Raw genomic sequence first — 24,405 nt, forward strand, 5'->3', positions numbered from 1 at the left:
ATTAATTGGATGCCATGTTATTTCAATAATGTAATAACTACTCGTCTGTTCTTGGCTCTACCACTACCGGTAGTATTAGTTTCAATTGGTTCATCTTCACCTTTTCCGATTACAGATTGGAAACGTGATTGAGGGATCCCTTTACTTCTTAAAAAGTTAACTACAGATTGTGCACGTCTCTGTGATAAATCGTAATTAGCTTCTGAAGAACCGGTATCATCTGTATGCCCTTCTAATCTAAGTTTTGTATCCTCAGCCTGAATAAGAAGGTTATATATCGTTTCTAAAGTACTTGCAGATGATCCTGAAATATTTGCACTTCCGGTATCAAAATTAATATTCCATTCTCCTGAAGCCAGGACTTCTTCTGCTTCTTTGGTATAATCTGGTTTGTAAGCCGAACCTGCATCAATATCATTAATATTTTTGATAAAATAAAGATTAACTGCCTCATCATAAGGTACAATCCTTTTAACAGATTCATTAAAACCAAATGGATTAAGTTCACTTAGGTAAGAAGATACCTGATTGTATACTGCCTTATATCGATTGGTACCATCTGTAATACCATAATATTGCATAACATCTGCATAGTTGAATACTCTTGATCCACCCATGTTGTAATCGATACCATTTTTATTTCCTTTTTGGCCTTTAAACATATCATACCAATATTTTGGAGTTTCTAAATCATATGTTTCAGCTATCGCTTCAGAAGCTCTTACTCTCCACTCATCATATTGCTTCATTTGATTAGAAGCTGTTAATGCTGATTTTAAAATATTACTAACGATTTCAGGATGTTTTACCGACCATTCTTTAACAGCAATAACTGTAGTTGCCATTTGGTTGTTAAATTCTCGTGTAGATATGATATCAGTGAAACCATTTAACTCATCAAAAACCATTTTATCTCCTGGTGTCCAGGTAGCACATCCATCAACTTTTTTATTAATTGTTTTACCTGTTAGTTTTCCGTTTCTCACTTCTTTAAGAGGAACTGTCCATCCTGCTTTTTGAGATTTAATAAGTTCTTCTGCAGATTTAATATAGTCATCATCTTGTGAAGGATAAAAATTCACAGCATCTGGATCATAAGTGGTAACATCAGGATTTACTTTTAAACCATTAGCAAAGGCATAGTTTAAAGCTGTTACCCAATCTCCATCACCTAATACTGCAGAGATCAAAGCACCTTTCATGCTTTTTGGATCAACTTTCCAGCTTGGTGGGCCGATAAGTTTATCTTCACCATAACTAAGTCCTACTGCACCAACGACCTGTACATGGTACTTATCTTTACCAAACTTATCGTCTAAAGCCTGTTGCATAGTACTAATATAGAAAGGAGCACCATCACCCATCATCATGATTGCAAATGCACTTTTATCTGCATCGGGAAATTCTTCTCCTCTATCAAATTCTTCAATGAATTTCATTTGCATATTCCTCAATTCAGAAAGCCAATCCTGACGGATTATCTCTAAATTCACTCCGTTTTGCTCCATCAAAGAACCTTTGGTTGTTTTTGGCCCTCCATTAGAAACAATAATACCAGATTGAGCATTCCAGGCATAAGCTGCCATTCTAACAAGAGGTTTATCCTTAACACTTTTTGAAAGGCTATTGGAAGGCAATTCTAGTTTTTCTGATGTAGTAACATTATCTACTTCTTCTTTATTTATATTTAGCTCATCTAATTGCTTTGCTTCTCCTACTCTTAACCCTGGAGCAAAATAGTACACCGCTCCTAAGATTGCTCCAAGTAAAATGATTACAATGATAAGCTCGGATAATGTAGTGAGTTTTTTTGTTCTTAAAATTTTACCCATTTTTAATTTTTATTATAGTTTTTATTTCGGTTAGTTAGTCAAACATATTCCCAAAACCACCACTTGCTTCTTTATCCTCAGCTGTTAGTTTGTAGTTAGGGTTTTTATATTTTTCAGAATCAGGAATATAGTCTTTCCCTGTTTTAATATTATCTGCCAAAGTATCTAATTGCGAGTATAGCTCATCACTATCCATATCATACTTAGATGTTAGCATATCGATATCTGTTAGATTTTCCTGAGTTTTAGCAATATCCATCGCAATAGTTTCTGTGATCACATCTAATGCATATTCTAGTTCCCAGTCTTTAGTAAATAACATAGCGGATTTTGCTCCATCTGTGGCCGCTTTTGCAGATTTTGCAAATTGATATTCTTTTTCCAGCATTTTGATTGTTACTTCAAAATCAGAAATCTTAATATCTATTGCTGTACCAGCAAGAGTTAGTTTTCTATCCAGTTTACCCATTACATTAGCTCTACTACCATATTTTTGGATAAAACTTTTACTTTGCTTTAATTGATGAGCGACTTGCTGTGATTGTGATAATTTTTTTGCCAAAGCACTATGCAGCTCTACATATTCATCGGTATCCTTACCTGCACTACCTTTTTCAGACACTATCGCTTGCATTTTATTTCTGATCTTCTCTGCCTGTTTTTGTAATGTCACTACATGATCCTGAAATTCTTTGGATTCTTTTTCTGCTTTAGAAGCTTCAAGCTCCATATTACTTTTTAATGCTCTTATTTTGGCTTTAGAATCTTTAAAAACCTTTCTATTCATTAGCATTTTTTGTTTTTGCTCCTGCAATTCTCCGAAAGGGTCATGTTTTATTAAGGACTTATGAATTCCTCTTGTAACTCTTCGTAAGAATTTTAATATTACTGGTAACATCATGATAAAAAATATCACGAACACGGCTACTCCTGCAAGTGCAATTACCTGTCCCAAAGCTGTAAACAAAGGAGGTAATACATACACCCATGCAGCGTATCCTAAACCTGCAAACAATGCTATTTTAAGAAAAGCATTTAGTCCCTTTTCACCATTTCTCCAATTATTAGGGTTTAAAGAAATTTCCCCTTTTTCATCATCAAAATGTTTTAAAATAGGTAAATCTAATAAGTGGCTTTTTGATTCTTGATCCATTAATGTATTGCTTATATATTATTTTTAATGCCCTCTACAACGGCTACTATAGTTTCCAAAATTTTTGATCTTGCTTTATCATTAGCAACAATTTTTTGATCTATCTCTGATACTTCAACATCTGCATCAACCGACTGAAGTAAATTCTTTTTAACACTGATTTGATTCTGAATTTCAATTAATTTTTTTTCTAAGTCAGAAATTTCAGTATTTAAGGTGTCTTTTCTGTTTTTTTGAGAACTAAGAATCTTTGATTTCTTAGAGTTTCCTTGATTCTGATACTGCTTATGTACTTTCTCGATTTCTTTAATGTAAAAATCTGCTTGTGTAAGAAGTGTATTTTTGGATACGGTTGAATCTACCCCCTGGGCCATTGTAAAAGCCATTTTGTATACCGATGGATCATTAGACCCGACTGCCTTTATTGCCTTAAAAAATTCGTAAAAATCATATCCCGGTTTGTTAAGAGATTCAAAACCGGACTCGTACATCTCTATAATTGTATTAAGTACACTATCACTTACCAAAGTTGTTTTTGGAGGGTTTACTGGAAATTTCGAAACTGATTTACCTGATTCTGGAAAAGAATTAGAACTAGGTTGTACTGGAGTTGTTTCTCTAGGTTTTTCTCCTTCTGAAGTTTCGTCGTTAATAAAAAGACCTTTCCAGTTAAATTTTTCTTTAGCCATTTAAAATGTTTTTGATGAGCTCATTATTGCTAAAATACTGATCCAGGAGGTAAATTTATATAAATTCTTATAAATATTATTGTTTTTTTTAAACCTTACCAAGCCATGAATTAAAAGCATTTAACAAAACAAATGATTTTGTATGATTCTGTTATTGATTAATAGACTTCATTATATTAGTGTAATTAGAACACAATTTGTTACAACTCATATACAATACTCTTAAAATTCTAAAATACGTCTTTTTACATTATTATAGCAATAAAAAGGATTACAAATGTCTTAATTCATTTTTACAAACATACTTCAAACAATACTATATTTATTCTAAAACAGACCAGAATTACATCTAACAAAACTCTGTTCTTTAAACACTTACCCAAACTTCTTGTTTATTTCATCTATTTAAAATTTGGACATTGACACTTGAAAAAATCTACATATTCTGATTCTTAAATTTTTCACTGTAAACCGTGAAAAATTAATATCATATTCTCTTTATTTTTATCATATGATGATACAATCACTTCTTGATGATCCATTAAAAAAGTAATAAAAATATACCCATGAAACAAAAATTCATCTATAAAAACATCTTAAATTCTCGATTAAAATCAATTAAAGGTTTTAAAAAAAATGAATGAAAATACAATTGAACTGGTTGCCAAAAGAAAAAAACAATGGGTTGATGTAGTTCATGATTTTCACAAAAAGATGTACAATGAGCGTGATATAGAAAGTCTTGAAAATATCTTAAAATTCATTTTTGGAGAATCTGATGAGTTACCACAAATAACTAAATCAAAAGTAAATACTTTTAATCATTTATCTATTTTATTTAATCCAATACAAGAATGGAGGTTTATCGATCAACGTCTTCTTGTGTTTATATGTAATGATACTTTTTTCTATAAAAAAGACACCCAGTTTGATGGTTATTACGAAGTTTTTTTTAGAGAATGGTTTCTACCTCAACTAAGGACAGAAAAAGAAGGTGAAGATCTCTTTGGTCTAATTTTAAAAGAATTAGACCATTTTAATATAGATATATGGACTGCTCTTTCTGCCTATTTAAAGGCAACCAAACAAACACCTTTCTTAAGAGAAAATAAGTCTGTTAATTCTGTAGGAGAAGTAATACTCAAACTCATCAAAGAAAATCAGACAAGAACTATACAATTATTAGAAAATGAAAATTACATAAAACCACTAATATCATTACTGGGTAACGCACAACAAAGTTTACTCGATACACTTTTAGAAAATCTTCCTCTATACTATACAGGAAAAGAAGCTCAGAAACATATTCGATTTAGTTGGCTAGAAGAATTATGCAAAATCAATCTAAAAAAAATTGAATCCTTTGTAATAGAAAAAATAGAGGGTTCTGATTGTATAATTTGCGTGATGGAATGCTACAGGATTCTATTTACCAATGCTAGAAAAAAATACAGGAAACCGACTGTAATGCATATAAAAAAAATGTTACCCTATATTTCAGAACGAAAAAATTCAAGTGAAGATGGTTATACATTTAATTGGTCTTGTACTACAGAATTGTTTCGTGATGATACTCCTGTATTTATTGGTTGGGTATGTAAAAATTTTGGAAAAGAAATGAAAACCGAATTGTTTTCATATGTAAAAGAGACCAAACAGTTAAATCTTGAGATTGTTAGTCATATTGTTGGTTGTTACAAACAAGGCGCTATAGAAATTGCAATAGAAGTCATAATGAATATAACAGATTATACCACTATTGCACATTACAAAGAGGCTTTTGCATTAGAAAAGGTTATTCAACATTTTAATATGAAGCACCATAATGTTCGTGGAGCCGCAGAAGAAGCATTTGAATCCATTGCAGAGCAATTGGGATTGACCTATTTTGAACTGAAAGATAAGATGATGCCAGATTTCGATTTTATAAATAAAGAAAAAGTAATAAATAACAGGTATATCATATTTATAGGTCCACAGCTTAAGTTTAGTGTTAAAAATCTACAAGGAAAACAACTAAAATCAATTACCAAAGTATCTAAAGATATCAAGAAAATGTTGGAAAATCTAAACACCACACTTAAGCAAACAATACAACATTTTAGGTATAGTTTAGAGAATTACCTAGTTATACAAAGGTTTTGGAAAGGAAAGGATTGGAAAAAATTCTTTCTAAACCACCCTATTGCTTTTGCTTGTGGTCAGACTCTGATTTGGCAACAGAATGATGAGAGTACCTTTACTATAACAGCAAGTGGTGAGTTAAAAAACCATAAACAACAACTCCTGGACATTAGCTATAATGACCAAATACGGTTGGTACATCCTATTTTTATAGGTGCTAAAATAAAAATGAAATGGAAAGAATATTTCGAGAGTCAAAAAATAATTCCAGTTATCCAACAATTAGATAGGAATATAATCCAACTTCCTAAAAAATTATATAAAGTAACATTATCCAGAAGTTTTGAAAACAGAACCTTACCTGCAGGAAAATTTAAAAACAGAGCACAAAAAAGAGGCTGGAAAAAAGGAAGTATTGGGGGCGGCGGAAGTATTTTATCCTATAAAAAAGCTTTTAAGGAAGGTAGAATAGAAGTTTTTATAGAAACTGATAATTTGCAAATTCAAGGGATGTTTGATGAAGAAATGGTTTTAGGAAGGTGCTTTTTCACGCCATTGGGGTTTGTTCAAACCGATAGCTTTTGGTTTTCAGAACCCAGAAATGAAACAGATAATCGTCTTATCACATTACGGGATGTTCCTAAAGTTATTTATTCTGAAGCAATGAATGACCTGAAAGAAATCATGAATGACGTTTCATGAATAAAAATCAAATTTACAAATAGAGATCAGAAAGCTTTTTGGAACTAAAATAACAAAGGAATAAGTATTTGGGATCATCAATTCTCACAACTTTTACTTACAAATCCAATAGAAACCTATACATACACCGTTACTCTTCTTCTTCGAAAAGAATAATTTCTTTTACTGTTTTTAATATTTCTGGAATATCTTCTTCGGTCAAAGTCATCAATATTTCTTCAGTAATCGGAGTTATCGAAACAATTCTATTGGCTTGGCGTTCTATAATTTTTTCGAACAGATTTCGTATTGTTCTTGCATTTCCAAAACCTCTGTGTCTCTTTTCATATATTCTATCGAGGATTTCCATTAGTTTTTCTTCGGCATCTTCGGTAAGTATAAAATCGGCTTTTTTTGCAAAAAGCTTAAAAATGCTTAACAATGCTTCGGCAGTAAAATGATCAAACTCAAAATATCTATTAAATCGAGATTGAAGCCCTGGATTAGTTTGTATAAATTCCTGCATTTCATCTGGATACCCAGCTACAACAATGACTAAATCATCCCGCTGATCTTCCATTCGCTTTAGTAGAACTTCTATCGCTTCGCTTCCAAAATCATTAAACCCGCCAGAAGTAAGTGAATATGCCTCATCGATAAACAAAACACCACCAATAGCTGATTTTATAATTTCGTCTGCTTTGATTGCTGTCTGCCCTACATAACCTGCTACCATACCTGCTCTATCTGTTTCTACCAAATGTCCTTTCTCTAGGTAACCAAGGTGTTTATATATTCTTCCCAGCATACGTGCAACTGTAGTTTTACCTGTACCAGGAGGCCCCATAAAAACAGCATGTAAAGAATTAGAAGAGGTTTTTAACCCTTTTTCTTTTCTTATTTTTTGAATCTTTAAAAAATTCGTAAGGTCTTCAATATTCTTTTTGATATCCTTAAGACCAATAAGTTCATTAAGTTCCTGAAGTACAATCTCGAGCGTATCATTTTCTGGCACTTCATTATATCCAGCTTTTTTCACAACTATTTTTGGATGGTTTGTCTTATGTGATACCCGTTTTAAAAAATCTCGTTCTTTCTCTGTAATTATTCCATCTGCATTAACGATCAATGAAGCTATTCTACTTAGAAACGAACCTATACTTAGTAATTGGTCACTTTTGAATTTTGCCAAAATAACAGGTAAGGCAAATTCGGTTTTAACCTCATCAATAGGTTCAAAAAAAGAGGTGTTTCTAACAGTAGTAACATTTTTACTAAACTGAGATGATAAAGGAAGTTCATTAAGCTTTTTTAGATCATAAGCTTTACTTAAATCTTTACCTTGTAATTTTTCATAAAAATAAACCAGAATAAATTTCACTTTTGCTGATACTTTGGCGGTGTCAACATGTATATCTTCAAAATCATCAAATACCTTAACAATATCATGTAAAAGGATATGCTCTGCTTTATAATTCACACCTCGAAAACCATCATCTATAATAGTAGTAACTGTGTTTCTAAATTCTTTATTTGTATTTAAATTTTGACAAATTGCCAATGCTTTATTTCCTTCTTTTTTAAGGATGTCAAGATATGCTGAAGAAATTTCCAATACCCCCTGGTTTTTTTAAATAAATGTATACTACTTTTTGATTCTTTTTACCAAAGATAATGAACTGATCCATAATATTACGTTATCCTCTATTCTCTAACCATACTTACTGGTAAAACCTCAGTAACGTAAAACATAGTATTTCATTTAAAATGGAATGGTGAAGTAAAAGGTACTTCCACTTTTTACTTTGGATGTAAGCCATATTTTACCTCCGTGAGCTTCTACGATTTTTTTACAATGAGCCAAACCAATACCTGTGCCTTCATATTGATCTCTAGAATGTAACCTTTGAAAAATTGCAAATATTCGTTCCTGGTGCTCTTCTGGTATCCCAATACCATTATCTTTTACTGAGAATTGCCAAAAACCTTTTGATACATCTTCTGGGTCACTTTTTTTGACACATGTAATCTCTATTTCAGGAATAGTACCTGAAGCATTAAATTTAATACCATTACTAATAAGGTTTTGAAACAATAATCGAAACTCTATTTCTGAACCTCTAACTACTGGTAAATTCTCCATTCTAATTTTTGTCCCTGTTTTCTCGAGAACAACTTTTAGATCCTTTTTTAATTCTTGTATAACGGTAGCACAATCAACATTATCATACTCTTTACTTCTTCCTAATCTGGAATATTCTAATAGAGCATCAATCAGTTTTTTCATCCTTACACTTGCATCTTTAATAAAGGTCATGCTCTCTTTTCCTGCTTCATCAAAGTTTTCTCCATAATCTTCGGCTAATAACCCTATAAAACTCGATATTGTATTAAGAGGTTCCTGGAGATCGTGACTTGCTATATATGCAAATTGTTCTAACTCTTTATTTTTTGCCTCCAACTCTACAGATTGATTATAAATCTCAAGGTTTTTATCCTCTAACTCTTTATTATATTTCTTCTTAGCCAGGTAATTTCTATAAATAAAAAAACTAACGAAAAAAGTAAGAAGCACCAGAACAATGAGTAAAAAGTTTACTTTTTTATGAGCATCAAGTTCTGAAGCTTGCTGGTTTAATACACGCTCCTGTTCCTTGATCTTTTCTTTCTGCTCTCCAAGAAATTCATTTTGCATGCTAATTTCCTGGTTGCTTTGTATAATTTTTTCTTCCTGACTTTTTATAAAAGCAACTTGCTCCTGGATGTTTTTTTCGAGTTCCCTTTCGATTACAACCTTTTCTTTATATTTTTTTTGTTGTATTTCACTCTCAGTATAAAGGCTTTCTATCTTTTTATTTCTTTGGTTAATTTCTCCTTCCTTACTGTCAATTTTTTCTAATTGATCTGTTATTTTTTCTTCCTGAGATTGTATTTTCTGTTCTTTATCTTTTAATATAGCCTCTTGTTTATCTTTATCCTCTTGTACTTTGTTTAAGGTTTTTTCTGTTTTTCGGTATAAGCGTTTCCATTTTTCTGAAGAAGTAATAGCATGTTTTCCTAACGAAGAAGCAATAGTAAACCCTTCTTTTTCTATTCTGCTTTCATTAATCTCATACTCAAAAGAATCCCCTACATTAACCATATTAATCATAGAGGCATTAAAATTATAATCCTCTCCTACAAGCATTATGTTTTTTCCCGAGATCTTACTTAGGATATAATGCATATCATAGTTATACTTATGATTTACATATAATAACTGAATATCTTTTACATTCTTAACAAATTGAAATCGAACAATCTCTACAGGTTTACCTTGGATCTTACGCCTTAGGGACATGGCTTTCAGATCTAGTATTGTTCGATCAGGTCCCAGTACGCCTATTTTAAAGTTTGGTTGTTCTTCTATAATTGGCCAACCTATTTGCTGCGCGAAGTTAAAAACAAATATGGCACGCTGTAATCTTTTTACTTCTTCATTACTTGTTTCCTGAGCTTTTATTTTTAACGAAAAACTCATTGCAATAACGCATAAGAATATAGCCATCAAATTAGTATATGCTGTCGATATATATTGACGCCTATACATCATAATCTAAGTAACAGTCTTACATAATAATTCGATCCATTAACACCAAACTGCTGCACTCTCCTACTATACATAAAGTTTCCATCTTCTGTATTAGCGGCATGTTTATGTTTATCTGGATAGACATTAAAAACATTATTTCCTCCCAGAGTACATTTTATATAATCATTAATCTGATATGATATTGCAATATCTGTTACGAGTTTAGGAGAAAACACCTGATCTCTAGATTCTATATTTCCTGTAAAATCATTTACCACCCAATTTACAGAATCTCCATCATTTGGGTGAATAAATTTAACCTTTCCAAAAAGTGTATTCACTACCTGAAATCCAAACTGCTCAAAATCATAAGAAAGCAATGAATTTATTTTATAATTTGGTTGTGCAAACTCTACTCTGGCGATTTCTTCTCTGTTAAACAGTACTTCTTCTTGTCCTTGTAATGTTTGTGAAACTTTAATTGGACCTTTTACCTTGGTCTTAGTAAAATTACCTGCCAATGAAGCATTAAATTCTCCTGTACCAAGAGTTGTTTTAAAAAATAATGATAGATCAACACCAGATGTTCTGGAATCTATTGCATTTGTAAAGAATTGAGCAGCACCAACATTAAAAGGCTCCAGTATTTCCTCATACCCTTCTGCAAATCTTCCTGAAAGAACAATTCTATCCTGTATATTAATTAAATAATAATCAAAACTAAAAGTAATATTATCGTTTAGTTTTCCACTGAAACCAGTATTAAAATGACTAGATAATTCGGGTTTTAATTTTCTGATATCAAAAGCTTCTGTAGCAACAGCACTTTCGTTATTAAAGGTACCGACTTGTACACTTTCTCCATTAATAAACTGTGTACTTATATTCTGGAAAAATACCTGGTGAAGAGAAGGCGCTCTAAATCCTGTAGAAAACCCTGCTCTTATGCTAATTTCATCTCTAACCCTATATCTACCTGACAATTTCCAGATCGCCTGACCTCCAAAATCATTATATGCTTCATATCTGGCTGCTCCTCTAACTAAAAGTTTCTCTGTTATATTTGCTTCTATATCCAGATAACCAGAGCTATTTGTCCTAAAACGATTTAATGCATTTTCTGGCTGAAAACCAGGAAAAACTTGTGCCCCAACAATTCTAGGCAATTCTATTCCCAAAGTATTGGTATATGTACTTCCTCCATCAATAAAAGAAGCTTCTTCTCCTGCAACTATTTCATAATTCTCTACTCTTAGTTCTGCTCCAAAAGCTACATTTACCCCCTCAAGCCAATCAAATGTTCTTGAAAGATCAAGGTTTGTTGTATTTTGCTTGTAGATAAACCCTCCTGCATAAAAAGTTCTGGGGGATGTTACTCCTAAGGAGGCATTATTAGAATTATTTACAGTATAATCTAATCTATTAACCCCGATAGAGTGGCTAAAATCTACATTCCATTCGTTTTTAATTCCTCTTATTCCTCCGGTAATTGCATCATCCTGAATATCGGTAAGGATTTCTGGAGAAAAACCATTTGGGAATAACTCTAAAACTACCCTGTTTTGATCTTTAGGAAAACGATAGAATCCCTTTGATGTTCCTTCTCTGTAGTTTCTACCACCATGCATATAAAATGTTGCATAGTCAGACATTATTATTTCACCATTAAATGATAACGCAAGGTTCTGGGTTTCTGCGCTTCCGATTTCCATTACTCGTTTGTTAGAATACCCTGTCTGCGCAAAAAAATTATTTTCCTCGATTAGCGCTTGATCAGTTGTTATATCATTAGAATATACTGTACCTGTATAGTCTCCGGATCTGTTTATAGATTCTCTATCTCTATATTCTGCTGTAACATTTATATACCCTTCTTTTCCTATTTTTAATCCAAAATTTGCAGAAGAATACACATTAAGCCCATCCCCCTCGGTGTTTATTGCTACTCTATTATCGAGTTGAATAATTTCTGTTTGTTTTTTCAGGATAATATTAATTACTCCCGCAATAGCATCAGAACCATATTGAGAGGTCGCCCCATCTCGTAATATTTCGATACGCTCTATTGATGCTATGGGTATTGCATTAAAATCAGTCCCTACCGATCCTCTACCCACAGTACCATTTACATTTAATAAAGAACTATTATGCCTGCGCTTACCATTAACCAACACAAGCACCTGATCTGGTCCTAATCCTCTAAGTGTTGCTGGATCTATATGATCTGTACCATCTGCTATTGTTTGATGTGTAGAATGAAAAGAAGGAATCAAATAATGAAGAATGTGACTCAATTCTACCTGAGAAGAATTTGTTAACTGTTGTGGTGAAATAATATCTACAGCCGCTGTATTCTTTAATATTGATTTTGGCTTGGCCCGTGATCCCAAAGAAACCGGTTGATCTATTGAGAATCCCGTTTCCAGAACAAAATCCACCTTTGCAGTATCTCCAACCTTAACCTGTACTGTTTTAGAAACAGAAGTATACATCACAAATTCTGAAGTAACTATATACTCTCCCTCATCAACATCAAAGCTATAATTACCATTAACATCTGTTGTTGTATTTTTATCTGTACCTTCTATAACTAACCTAGCTCCTGGTAGATTACCAAATTGGTCAGAAACATTACCTGATATAACTGCCCTTGATTGAGAAAATGCTCCAGAAATAAAACAAAGAAATAGTAAACCAGTAAGGTATAACCTATACTGAATTAACAAAATAGGAGGTTTTTTTTTAGTTTGTGCTTTAATATGTTTACTTATTTAGATTTTAAATAGATTGCTTTGTGTGTATCCAAAACTATCATAAGTTCATTCAAAATACAAATATATATGGGGGCAATATCTGAAGTTATATAATCTTTTTATATGATTCTGAGCAAGAATCCAACTCTGACCGTTTAAAATACGTTGTCACAATCCTGCATACACTCTCTTTAGTCAACATTTTTTGTGCGTATTCTTTTATTTCCAAAATACGCTCTGCTCTTTCTTCATCTTCCTTACTTAACTCTGTTCCCAGCATAAGTATTATAATAGATCCCTTATATTTATCATCTAATTGCTGATATTCGGTAATAAATTCCCAACCATCCATAACAGGCATATTAATATCCAAAAATATAATTTCAGGAATAATTTCGGATTGGATAAGATCTAACGCTTGTTTTCCATTTTCTGCAATAAAAACCTCTTCTACACACTGTACTTTTTCTATAATTGTTTTATTAAAAAAGTTAGTTGCTTTACTATCATCAATGAGAAGAAAACGTTTTAATTTTTTCATAATCAAAAATGGTTTTTTAGCACATCATCCAATAAATCCATAGATAAAGGTTTATTGATAAAGTCATCGACCGAATGATTTTTGGCAGATGCTCTTACATCGTCTGGATTAGAAGATGTTGATAACAAAATCACTTTAATATCAGCTGTTACTTTTTGATCCAGCTTAGAAAACTCGGTCAAAAATTCCCACCCATTCATTGCAGGCATATTGATATCCAAAAAAATAAGGTCAGGTTTTATTGCTGTATTATTCTCTACAGCATTAAGATAATCTAGAGCCGCCAAACCACTTTGTACAGTATTAACCTGATAAAAGTCTTCGTGTTTGGTAACAACTCTTTCGTTAAAGAAATTTGTAGCCTTGTCATCATCTATAAGCAAGACACAATTCACCAATGTATTCATTTAATTTCCCAATTACATTCAAAGGAAATAAACTTATTTGATATGGCCATAACAAAACTAAATTTTATGAAATAGTTTTCGTTTAACAACACAAATTTAACGGTGAAATGTATTCTCTAAAATTAATTTTCTGAAATAAAGCATTTTATGCTTTAAAAAAACTAATACAAAAACGCGTAGTTTTAACTAAATTTTAGATCAATAAAAACATAGCCACTTATTTCTTAAAAATAAGTGGCTATGTTTAAGCTTATGTGGTCTGTTTTTTTATTCTATAATAAGCTTTTCGAACTCTTTTTTTCCTCCCGATTCTACCTGAACCAAATAAAACCCTGGTTTCAATTTATATGAATTGAATTCGAAAACATATTCTGTATTTCCTACTTTTATATCTTCAAGTATTTTTCTCTTATCTACCAAATCAAAGATTTGTATTAATACAGGTAATGGCTTAACAGAAGAGACATTCACACTAAATCTACCGTTTGGTGATGGATTGGGATAAATTGAAGTTTCAAATAACTTTGATTCGTTACCCGATAGCACACTTAATAACTCTTTATCATCTGTCAAAACAATATTCTCATTCGATTTATTAGCATCTATGCTTTGAGCAACAGTTATAGTTGCATAACCACTATTTATTCTCTGTTCGTAGATTTCATTTTTTGTAAATTCTTTGTAAAAAGACGGAGAACTAACACTTACTAATTTTTGACTTCTTCTACTTCTGCATCTAAAAGCTTTTCTAATTCTAGAAACAGATTTAAACTTTACTCCCACCAAACGTTTATTCTCACTATATACCTGAGAAAAGGAATAATTTCTATTTATAAATCGTATTCCCTGTGAATTATTAAACAAGAAATCTTCAGAACCATCATCGAATATGGCCGTTATCGATTGTAAACCTTCTAATGATCCACAAGAAGATGGACCTGAACCGATATATCCACTTACGGTTAATTGGTAGTTCTGTGCAAATGTGGTAAATGTGATGGATAACATCACTAATAATAAAAATTTTCTCATGGTTTTAAGTTTTAAAAGTTATACTAAATTGATTTGCTTACTCTTTCATTACACTTCTCAAGATATGTCTATAATGTAATCTCATATCCTTCAGAAACTTCAAAAATACTTTGAAACTTTTATGAAGATTTCACTGTTTTCAGGGGTTTTCATATCTAGAGAAAAAAAATTATAACAACCTGATTATAAACAAAATCCTATTTTTTATTTTCTAAAATGAAATAATAAACAAACCCTCTTCATCTACTAAAAATGAGGAAATTTTACCCTAATCTAAGATCAACAGAGTCGTATATGATTTAAAAAACCTATTTTCTATTCAATATCAGTTTTGGCATACTTTTAATAAAGACTAAAAAAATAAATGTAAATTTGAAATACATTCAGGTAATAATACATCTGAAAACTACTGCAAGGGATATATGTTTGATAAAATAAAAAATAAGTGCAAAACCACATCATTATGCTATGTTGTTTACGATCATACTGATGAAATACCTGAAATTGATTGGAATACTGTAAATCCAAAAAACAACATATTTCTTTCTTTAGCATATCTTAAAACATTAGAACACACGCTGTCTGAAACTATTCGTTTTAGATACATTTTGTTTTATGATAAAGAAATTCCTGTTGGTTTTGCTACAGCACAACTTATTAAATTTAATTCTGCACAGTTAAAACTTCAGGAATTCCCATGTAAGATCAGTGATGCTATAAAAAACACATTATTTAAAAACCTGGATGTTAGAGTTTTGGTCTGTGGTAACTTATTTTCTTGTGGAGAACATGGTTTTGTCTATAATCAAGATCATTTATCTCCAAAAATAGCTTTTGAAAGTTTATCTGATGCTTTACAAAAAATACGCAAATCAGAAAGTTCTGACAAACCATCTTTTATATTATTGAAAGAGTTTTGGCCAGAATCTTTTGATCATAGTGATCATATTAAAAAACACGATTTTAGAGAGTTTAAAATTGATGTAAATATGGTTTTACAGATACATTCTAATTGGAATACTTTTGAAGATTATACCGCCAGTATGAGAACAAAATTTAGAACACGAGTAAAAAAAGTAGTTCAGAAATCTAAAAAAATCATCACCAAAAACTTCACCGCCGACGATATTGGTGCTTATGAAAATGATATTAATAGATTATATCTATCTGTAATCGAAAAAGCAGATTTTAAAATAGGAAAACTTAACGCTTCTACTTTTAAAAGTTTAAAGAAATCACTAAACAATACTTTTGTTTTTAAGGGATACTTTCTCGATGAGAAATTAGTAGGGTTTACAACTGCTTTTGTTCTTGATGGTGTTATAGATGCCAATCATATTGGTATTGATTATAATTACAATACTACTCATGCCATCTATCAAAAGATGTTATATGATTATGTAAATTTTGCAATTACAAGAAATGCACAAGATCTTAGGTTAGGGAGAACTGCAGAAATTATAAAAAGCTGTGTAGGAGCAAAACCTGTAGAAATGAAATTATATGTGCGACACGGCAATTCGATTTCAAACACTCTTTTAAAACCTTTGGTTGAATTGATTTCTCCAAGTGAATATGAAATTAGAAACCCTTTTAAACTTCAATTAGACTAATGGATTCATTAACCCAAATCGTATTAGGAGCTGCAGTAGGAGAAGCTGCTCTGGGTAGAAAAGTAGGTAACAAAGCTATGCTTTGGGGAGCCATTGCAGGAACTATTCCTGATCTGGACGTGCTATCTAAACTTTTTGTTGATCATGTTACAGCAAACGAATTGCATCGCGGGTTTTCGCACTCTATACTCTTTAGCATTATCGCCGCTCCAATATTTGGCTGGATGGTCGCTAAAATCTATCGCAATAATGAAGCAGACTGGAAAGATTGGACCAGACTAATGTTTGTTGGTCTTTTTACACATCCCATATTAGATGCATTTACTACATGGGGGACTCAGTTATTCTGGCCTTTTGATTATAAAGTTTCATTTAAAAATATTTTCGTTGTAGATCCCTTGTATACCATACCATTTTTGATTTTTGTGATCTTGGCTATGTTTTATAAACGTACACATCCTAAAAGAAGAAAATTCAATACACTTGGATTATACATTAGTAGTGTTTATATGTTTATAACGCTGGGGTTAAAATGGTATACTTACGGAGTGTTTCAGACAAATCTCGAAAACCAACATATTCGATACAAAGAGATTCAAACAAAACCAACTCCTCTCAATAGTATTTTATGGACTGCTAATGTAGAAACCGAAGACTCATTTTTGATAGCATATTACTCTTTATTAGAAAAAGAAGATATTATTGTTTTTTCAGAATTCCCAAAGAATCACCACCTGTTAGGTAAAATGAAAGATGATCCTCTGATTCCAAGATTAATTAAATTATCAGAAGGTTGGTATACTATAGAAAAGACTGACGATAAGTTATTTTTTAACGACCTTAGATTTGGGCAAATGGGGGTAGGTAAAGAAGCTAATAGGTTTGTATTTAGTTATGAATTATTTTATGACAACAATGGGGTTCTAACTGCCAAAGAAAGAGAAAGAAACATGGATGATGCTTCTCCCATGCTTAAAAAATTATTTAATAGAGTGTTAGGTAATAAATCATAAAAAAAGAGCCTAATAAATTAAGGCTCTTTTATAGAAGTGGTTTAAACTTTTCTCAATTGGCTCCAAAACGCTCCTTTCCCCCCTATTTTGTCTTTTTATTACTTCGTAGCAATGCTATGAAGTGCAAAAAAGTCTTCAATATGAATAAAAATTAACTGTTTTTCACTTCAATCAAAAAAGTTTAAACCACTTCATAGTATATTGTTTCTTTTATGCAAACTGGCAAATTACTCCTCCCATTAAAGCTAGGCAAACTATCCAATATCCTGCATTAACAGCTATATACTTAACTCCTTTTCTTTCAAACATTGCGTTAGTAGCTAATATTGGAAATGCTACCATTAGTCCCACCATTGTACCATGCAGGGCACCATGACCAAAAGTTCTAAAATTGTTCCCATACTTTGCCATATAATCTTGTGCATATTGATAGGCTTCTGTACCAGCTTCACTCAATCCGGGTTCACTCATAATACTTGAGAAAAATCCAAACTGATGAATTACAAAGGTGTTTAATATAAAAGCTAAGAAAAAACTAAAGACGTAGGATAGAATAAAAATAAGAGCCATATTCCCCCCTTTTAAATCCTCTTCTGTAAACCCGCAAGCATTCATCCAGGCAGTACCAAAAACTTTTGGATTATACCAGATAAACCCTAAGATCATAGGGATCAATGCAGCTAATGCGGTAATCAAAAAATTAAATTCCATAATAGTTAGTATTTAAAGTTGTTACTCAAATATAACCAAAATCGTTTTCATCAGTTTTTACCATACCAAATACAACAACCTAATAGAGAACAGAATAAGAATACCTCCTGTAACCTTAAAAACCACTAAGAGTCTTTGTGGCGAAATAAATTTCTTTACCTTTTTAGATAAAAACACTTTAAGTAAATCAGTAGTTAGTATACCTGCCAAAACAGCTCCTATAAAAATCAACAGGGATTCACTTGCCAGGTATTTATGTAACCCATAGTTATATACCCCTATCCATATTGCAAAAACAAAAGGGTTAAAGAAATTGACACTAAATCCTTTCAAAAAAAAGGTCCGTAATCCTTTAGAACGAATAGATACATCTGCAGTAGTTTTTGTCTTTTTTAATAAGTAATTAATTCCTAAAGCAAAAACTATTGCACTACCTATGATTCCGATCCAAAATTGATTTTGATCAATATCTACAAAAGAAGAAAGTCCATAATAACACAACAGTACATATACAATATCACTACATATAATCCCCAATGCTACTGCTGTTCCGGCTTTAGAACCAAATTGAAGACTGCTGTTCAATAACAAGAAAAATACAGGGCCTATAAAAATGATCATCCCCAACCCTATTACGTAACCTTCTATAAATGACATGAGAATAAATATGAGTATAAAATTCTCGTAAATATAATATCTATTTTTATCTTGCAAATCAAATATTCACACTTATGAGTAGCGCATATAAAGTTAAGGTAAATAAGGTTTTTGATTTTGAATTTACCGAAGAAGATATTTCAAAAATAGATATTGTAAGTAATTCAAAATCGACCCACCACATTCTTCAAAACAACAAATCTTTTCATACAGAAATTGTACAATCAGATTTCAATACTAAAAAATATACTGTAAAAGTTAACAACAACAGCTATGAGGTTAACATTACTAATGAATTAGATACCAGAATCGCGGCAATGGGATTCTCTATTGGATCTGCTAAGCAGGTAAATGCTATCAAAGCTCCTATGCCAGGTTTACTGTTAGATATTCAGGTCGAAACAGGTCAGGAAGTAAAAGAAGATGACCCTTTACTTATTTTGGAAGCCATGAAAATGGAAAATATTATTCTATCTCCAAGAGATGGAGTTATTAAGTCCATTTCGGCCACTACAGGAGATGCAGTAGATAAAGGACAATTATTAATTGAATTCGCTTAGCCTATCATAGGCATTAAACAGAACAATGTGTTCTAATATAGTTTAATATGAAAAAAATACTAGTAGCAAATAGAGGTGAGATTGCAATTCGGGTGATGACGACAGCTCACAAAATGGGAATCAAAACCGTTGCCATATACTCTACCGTAGACAGAAATGCTCCACACGTAAAATTCGCAGATGAAGCTGTCTGTATTGGAGAAGCTCCTTCTAACCAATCCTACTTATTAGGATCTAAAATCATTGAAGTAGCTAAACAACTACACGTAGATGCCATACATCCTGGATACGGATTCCTTAGCGAAAATGCAGATTTTGCAGAAGAAGTAGAGAAAAACAATATCATTTTTATTGGTCCAAAATCCAAAGCTATAAAGGTTATGGGAAGCAAATTAGCAGCCAAAGATGCTGTTAAAGCCTATGATATTCCTATGGTTCCTGGTATAGACGAAGCCATTACAGATGTTGATAAAGCAAAAAAAATCGCAAACGAAATAGGTTTTCCTATTTTAATTAAAGCTTCTGCCGGTGGTGGTGGAAAAGGAATGCGGGTGGTAGAAGAAGAAAAAGATCTCGAATCACAAATGAATCGTGCCATTAGCGAAGCTACCTCGGCTTTTGGAGATGGCTCTGTATTTATCGAAAAATATGTTGCTTCACCACGACATATCGAAATACAAGTCATGGCAGATAGCCATGGCAATGTCGTGCACTTATTTGAAAGAGAATGTAGTGTACAACGACGACATCAAAAAGTAGTAGAAGAAGCTCCTTCTGCTGTACTTTCTCCAGAACTACGTTCTGAAATGGGAGAAGCAGCCGTTAAAGTAGCCAAAGCCTGTGATTACCTTGGTGCAGGGACTGTAGAATTTCTTTTAGATGAAAAGCAAAATTTCTACTTCCTCGAAATGAACACACGACTACAAGTAGAGCATCCGGTAACCGAGTTGATAACAGGAACAGACCTTGTAGCATTACAAATAAAAGTAGCCAGAGGCGAAAAACTACCAATACAACAAGAAGACCTAAAAATAAAAGGACACGCTCTGGAGCTACGAGTATATGCAGAAGATCCGTTAAATGATTTCTTACCTAGTGTGGGGCATTTAGAAACCTACCAAATACCAGTTGGAAAAGGGATTCGAGTGGATAATGGTTTTGAAGAAGGAATGGATATTCCTATCTACTACGATCCCATGCTTTCAAAGTTGATTACTTACGGAAAAACTCGTGATGAAGCCATACAATTGATGATAAAAGCAATTGACAATTATGATATCAAAGGAGTACAAACTACATTATCATTTGGTAAATTCGTGTTTGAACATGAAGCCTTTAAATCTGGTAATTTCGACACACATTTTGTGAAGAAATATTTCACTACAGATATCATACAATCAGCAATGGAAGAAGAAGCTAAAATTGCCTCCTTGATTGCTATGAAACAATACATCGAAGATCAAAAAACGTTACGCATACCAACACTCTAATATTATGGATTCAAAAATAAAAACATTACAAGATAAAATTGCTCAGGCAAAATTAGGTGGTGGAGAAAAACGTATTGAAAAACAACATCAAAAGAAAAAATTAACCGCCCGTGAGCGTGTAGAATATTTACTTGATGAAGGTTCTTTTGAAGAAATTGGTATTTTGGTGACACACCGTACTACTGATTTTGGGATGGATAAAGAAATCTATTATGGAGATGGTGTCGTTACCGGATACGGAACTGTAAACGGACGATTAATCTATATTTTTGCACAAGATTTCACCGTTTTTGGTGGTGCCTTATCAGAGACTCATGCCGAGAAAATCTGTAAAGTTATGGATATGGCTGTAAAAATGGGAGCACCAATTATAGGACTTAATGATTCTGGTGGAGCCCGAATCCAGGAAGGAGTTCGCTCTCTTGGTGGATATGCAGATATTTTTCATAAAAACGTACAAGCCTCTGGGGTGATCCCTCAGATCTCAGCTATTATGGGACCCTGCGCCGGTGGTGCTGTATATTCTCCGGCAATGACAGATTTTACCATGATGGTAGAAGATACCAGTTATATGTTTGTTACCGGGCCTAATGTAGTAAAAACAGTAACTAACGAAGAAGTAACATCAGAAGAATTAGGAGGTGCCAGTACCCATTCTACAAAATCGGGAGTAGCGCATATCACTTCTGCCAATGATATAGAATGTCTCGAAGATGTAAAAAAACTACTAAGTTACCTGCCACAAAGTAATAAAGAACAACCCAAAAAATTAGAATACACTTTAACCGATGAGGTAAGAGATAACCTCTCTTCTATTGTTCCTGATAACCCTAATAAACCTTATGACATGCACGAGGTAATCGGTGGGGTTATCGATACAGACTCCTTTTATGAAATTCATAAAGATTATGCCGAAAATATCATTGTAGGTTTTGCCCGTCTGGGCGGAAGAAGTATTGGGATTGTAGCCAATCAACCTCAATTTCTGGCTGGAGTTTTGGATGTGAATAGTTCTAAAAAAGCTGCACGATTCACACGTTTCTGTGACTGCTTTAACATCCCTTTATTAGTATTGGTAGATGTTCCCGGATTCCTACCAGGAACTGATCAGGAATGGAATGGTATCATTGTACATGGAGCTAAATTACTATACGCATTAAGTGAAGCTACTGTACCCAAAGTAACCGTGATTACACGTAAAGCCTATGGTGGTGCCTATGATGTGATGAATTCTAAGCATATTGGAGCTGATCTTAACTTTGCCTGGCCTTCTGCAGAAATTGCAGTGATGGGTGCCAAAGGTGCCAGTGAGATTATTTTTAGAAAAGAAATCAAAGCTGCAGATGATCCAGCTGCCAAGCTTGCCGAAAAAGAAGCTGAGTATGCAGAGAAATTTGCTAATCCATATCGAGCTGCACAACGTGGATTCGTAGATGAGGTTATCTTACCAAAAAATACCCGAAGAAAACTAATTAAAGGATTTAGCATGCTCGAAAATAAAATAATTGAGCGCCCTGATCGAAAACATGGTAATATCCCTTTATAATTTATTCATCTTTAATATCCCAGCTTATGCTGGGATTTTTTATACATCAGATTCTCAAATATAACTTGATCAAATTTGTAATGAATGAAGTTCTATTAACGAAATTGTTCTTTTTTCCTAAAGACCATATTGATTCTAAACTTAGAATTACTTCCAAAAACCTCGACATCATCTCCACCACCAACACCTAATGTACCAGAATTAGCATTATATGCATCAACATATTCAAACCCTAATATAGACATCGAATTCAATAAATCTGTTTGATTTCTTACTCTAAGTTTATCGCCGTCTTGTAGTAATTCTTCTAGGTTACGTAATTCTTCTTTATAACCTGATCTTTTATAATCAATGCTAATACCTATACCTCCCAGTAGTTTTGTGTTTTCTGAAGTGATAATAATGTATTCTGGTAATTTATTAATATTGGCGCTTGAAGATTTTGTTACAGACAGTTCTTGAGAAAATCCACTTAAAGAAATTAAAACGATTAATATTCCTGTTAAAGTTCTGGCCCTAAAATTTTTCATTTCACTTTGTTTTAAAATTATTTCTAGCGCAAAACTGGAAATAAACTTTAGTAAAAATTAATTTTGGAAAGGTTAAGTACTTCAGATTTCAGAAATCGATAGTAATTTGTAATTAACTAGCAGTTTTTACAAACTGTAAAGGCGTGGTTTTTAGGTTTTTTTTAAATGCTGTATAAAAAGCACTATTACTTTTAAATCCTGCTTCTTGACCAATCCCCTCAATGTTTAACCGCTTGGTCTTATCACTTAACAATATTGTCTTTGCTTTTTCTACACGAAATTTATTTATATAACTATTAAAATTTTCTTCGCGTAGTTTATTAATTGTAGTAGATATTCTACGAGGATGTTCATTAATTTTTTCTGCTATATGTATAATAGTTAATTCTGGATTTAGAAATAATTCTTCGTTTTTCATTACAGATTCTATCTTTGTCAAAACCTGTTTATACTTTTCTATATCTATATCTTGCTTTTGGAAATTGTTCTTAGATGTTTTTTGAGTTTCAAAAACAACATCATTTTCTAAAGGTTTATGAAAAAGATTTTTTGATGTTTGTTGAAATAACCCATTATATGCTATCCAATAGGTCATAAAAAGCCCAAACACAGATCCTATTAACTCTTCAAAAAACTCTGAAGCTAAAAAATCAAGAAAAATAATAGTGATAAAAAATATAAATAAAAAAATTATAAACTGACTAACCCATTTAAGCTCTCTATGATCTACTGAACTATACTGGTTTCTCAGTACTTTTGAATGTTTCTTAACTTTTATAAGGGTTAGCACAATAATAGTAAACCCATATAATATTCCAATTAATACCAACAAATTATATAGAATAGATTCTTCTATTGTAAGTTTCTTCTCTAGAGGTAAAAAGAAAAAGACAATTCCTATAAAAAACTGAATGATACCAGGTATAAGAAGAACATAACTTATTCTCTTTTTTTTGAGTACCGATGTTTTTTCTACATAAATATAAAGTAAACTAGGAATTAATAAAGAAAAGTTAATCGATAAAAACTCGAGATATGGGCTTTTAACATAAACATTAAATATTTCAAAAATACCTGATAAAGATGAAAACCCAGATACAATCAAAAGTAAGCCTAAGTAAAGTAAGGAGTTTTTCTTTTTCTTGTTTAACAACAATAAAAAGGCTCCAATAGATAATGCTTGAGACATTTCGATAGAATCTATTAAAAGAAATAAAATTTTATCTAACTCCATACATATATAACCTTATAAGAAACAAGCTCCAAATTCGTTTTTTTATCCTCTAACTCAAAAAATAAAATAATTTAGAACAAAATTATGGCAATTTATTATTTAATAGATATACTCGTAAAAGAAAATTACTTCAAAAACACATCATTTTCTATAAGATACCTAGTAACTATTATTTTTTTTACATTCTTCATATCTGTTTCGTATTACTCTATTTTCGATATGATCACTTTTTATCAAAAGGCAATCTTTATTTTTAATATCACAGTTT

The 24,405-nt window shown here is 32.1% G+C and carries 19 protein-coding genes; 6 read left to right on the forward strand and 13 right to left on the reverse strand.

From position 1 onward, the window contains the following. Window positions 1-17: 17 nt before the first annotated feature. From DG435_RS11945 to DG435_RS11955, 3 genes are read right to left on the reverse strand one after another with little or no spacing between them, the layout of a single operon-like run. Entirely contained in the window at window positions 18-1,832 is a 1,815-nt protein-coding gene (locus DG435_RS11945; RefSeq protein ID WP_106791100.1) for an OmpA family protein, read from the reverse strand. A gap of 34 nt (window positions 1,833-1,866) precedes the next feature. After that, window positions 1,867-2,985: a hypothetical protein gene (locus tag DG435_RS11950; protein WP_024771352.1), complete on the reverse strand. Its 1,119-nt coding sequence runs from the start codon at window positions 2,983-2,985 to the stop codon at window positions 1,867-1,869. 11 nt (window positions 2,986-2,996) lie between these two features. Next, complete coding sequence (locus tag DG435_RS11955; protein ID WP_106791101.1) at window positions 2,997-3,674, reverse strand: hypothetical protein; 678 nt, start codon at window positions 3,672-3,674, stop codon at window positions 2,997-2,999. Between the two features lie 636 nt (window positions 3,675-4,310). Between DG435_RS11955 and DG435_RS11960 the strand changes: the two genes are divergently transcribed. Continuing rightward, window positions 4,311-6,500, forward strand: coding sequence for a DUF4132 domain-containing protein (locus DG435_RS11960; RefSeq protein WP_106791102.1), 2,190 nt, complete (start codon window positions 4,311-4,313; stop codon window positions 6,498-6,500). 130 nt (window positions 6,501-6,630) lie between these two features. On the opposite strand, the gene DG435_RS11965 is transcribed toward DG435_RS11960, so the two are convergent. From DG435_RS11965 to DG435_RS11990, 6 genes are all read right to left on the reverse strand, one after another. Further along, the gene (locus DG435_RS11965; RefSeq protein WP_106791103.1) at window positions 6,631-8,094 is read right to left on the reverse strand and encodes an AAA family ATPase; all 1,464 of its coding nucleotides are present in this window, start codon (window positions 8,092-8,094) and stop codon (window positions 6,631-6,633) included. 147 nt (window positions 8,095-8,241) lie between these two features. Beyond that, window positions 8,242-10,071, reverse strand: a complete 1,830-nt coding sequence (locus DG435_RS11970; protein ID WP_106791104.1) for a YfiR/HmsC family protein — start codon at window positions 10,069-10,071, stop codon at window positions 8,242-8,244. Further along, complete coding sequence (locus DG435_RS11975) at window positions 10,068-12,776, reverse strand: TonB-dependent receptor domain-containing protein (protein ID WP_234387035.1); 2,709 nt, start codon at window positions 12,774-12,776, stop codon at window positions 10,068-10,070. Before DG435_RS11975 ends, DG435_RS11970 begins: the two co-directional genes overlap by 4 nt. 133 nt (window positions 12,777-12,909) lie before the next feature. Further along, window positions 12,910-13,344, reverse strand: a complete 435-nt coding sequence (locus DG435_RS11980; RefSeq protein ID WP_106791105.1) for a response regulator — start codon at window positions 13,342-13,344, stop codon at window positions 12,910-12,912. Between the two features lie 2 nt (window positions 13,345-13,346). Beyond that, on the reverse strand, window positions 13,347-13,751 hold the full coding sequence (locus tag DG435_RS11985; RefSeq protein WP_106791106.1) for a response regulator: 405 nt from the start codon (window positions 13,749-13,751) through the stop codon (window positions 13,347-13,349). 267 nt (window positions 13,752-14,018) lie between these two features. Continuing rightward, window positions 14,019-14,783 carry a T9SS type A sorting domain-containing protein gene (locus DG435_RS11990; RefSeq protein ID WP_106791107.1) on the reverse strand — a complete coding sequence of 255 codons (765 nt, stop codon included), beginning with the start codon at window positions 14,781-14,783 and terminating at the stop codon, window positions 14,019-14,021. 422 nt (window positions 14,784-15,205) lie between these two features. On the opposite strand from DG435_RS11990, the gene DG435_RS11995 reads away from it, so the two are divergent. After that, a complete protein-coding gene (locus DG435_RS11995) occupies window positions 15,206-16,396 on the forward strand; it encodes a hypothetical protein (protein ID WP_106791108.1) in 1,191 nt (396 codons plus the stop codon). Further along, a complete protein-coding gene (locus DG435_RS12000; RefSeq protein WP_106791109.1) occupies window positions 16,396-17,409 on the forward strand; it encodes a metal-dependent hydrolase in 1,014 nt (337 codons plus the stop codon). Before DG435_RS11995 ends, DG435_RS12000 begins: the two co-directional genes overlap by 1 nt. A gap of 210 nt (window positions 17,410-17,619) precedes the next feature. Here DG435_RS12000 and DG435_RS12005 read toward each other — a convergent pair whose 3' ends face one another. Beyond that, window positions 17,620-18,120, reverse strand: a complete 501-nt coding sequence (locus tag DG435_RS12005; RefSeq protein ID WP_106791110.1) for a DUF1761 domain-containing protein — start codon at window positions 18,118-18,120, stop codon at window positions 17,620-17,622. A 57-nt stretch (window positions 18,121-18,177) separates the two neighbouring features. Further along, on the reverse strand, window positions 18,178-18,777 hold the full coding sequence (locus tag DG435_RS12010) for a LysE family translocator (protein WP_106791111.1): 600 nt from the start codon (window positions 18,775-18,777) through the stop codon (window positions 18,178-18,180). Between the two features lie 74 nt (window positions 18,778-18,851). On the opposite strand from DG435_RS12010, the gene DG435_RS12015 reads away from it, so the two are divergent. The 3 genes from DG435_RS12015 to DG435_RS12025 are packed head-to-tail and all read left to right on the forward strand — an operon-like array spanning window position 18,852 to window position 22,373. Continuing rightward, window positions 18,852-19,337: an acetyl-CoA carboxylase biotin carboxyl carrier protein subunit gene (locus DG435_RS12015; protein WP_106791112.1), complete on the forward strand. Its 486-nt coding sequence runs from the start codon at window positions 18,852-18,854 to the stop codon at window positions 19,335-19,337. A 47-nt stretch (window positions 19,338-19,384) separates the two neighbouring features. Continuing rightward, window positions 19,385-20,827, forward strand: a complete 1,443-nt coding sequence (accC, locus tag DG435_RS12020) for an acetyl-CoA carboxylase biotin carboxylase subunit (RefSeq protein ID WP_106791113.1) — start codon at window positions 19,385-19,387, stop codon at window positions 20,825-20,827. Between the two features lie 4 nt (window positions 20,828-20,831). Continuing rightward, on the forward strand, window positions 20,832-22,373 hold the full coding sequence (locus tag DG435_RS12025) for an acyl-CoA carboxylase subunit beta (protein WP_106791114.1): 1,542 nt from the start codon (window positions 20,832-20,834) through the stop codon (window positions 22,371-22,373). A gap of 95 nt (window positions 22,374-22,468) precedes the next feature. On the opposite strand, the gene DG435_RS12030 is transcribed toward DG435_RS12025, so the two are convergent. Together DG435_RS12030 and DG435_RS12035 are read right to left on the reverse strand one after the other, a co-directional pair. After that, complete coding sequence (locus tag DG435_RS12030) at window positions 22,469-22,903, reverse strand: hypothetical protein (RefSeq protein ID WP_106791115.1); 435 nt, start codon at window positions 22,901-22,903, stop codon at window positions 22,469-22,471. Between the two features lie 112 nt (window positions 22,904-23,015). Next, entirely contained in the window at window positions 23,016-24,137 is a 1,122-nt protein-coding gene (locus DG435_RS12035; RefSeq protein ID WP_106791116.1) for an AraC family transcriptional regulator, read from the reverse strand. Between the last annotated feature and the right edge of the window lie 268 nt (window positions 24,138-24,405).

It is taken from the genome of Aquimarina sp. Aq78, from assembly GCF_900299525.1.
Taxonomy (GTDB): Bacteria; Bacteroidota; Bacteroidia; order Flavobacteriales; family Flavobacteriaceae; genus Aquimarina.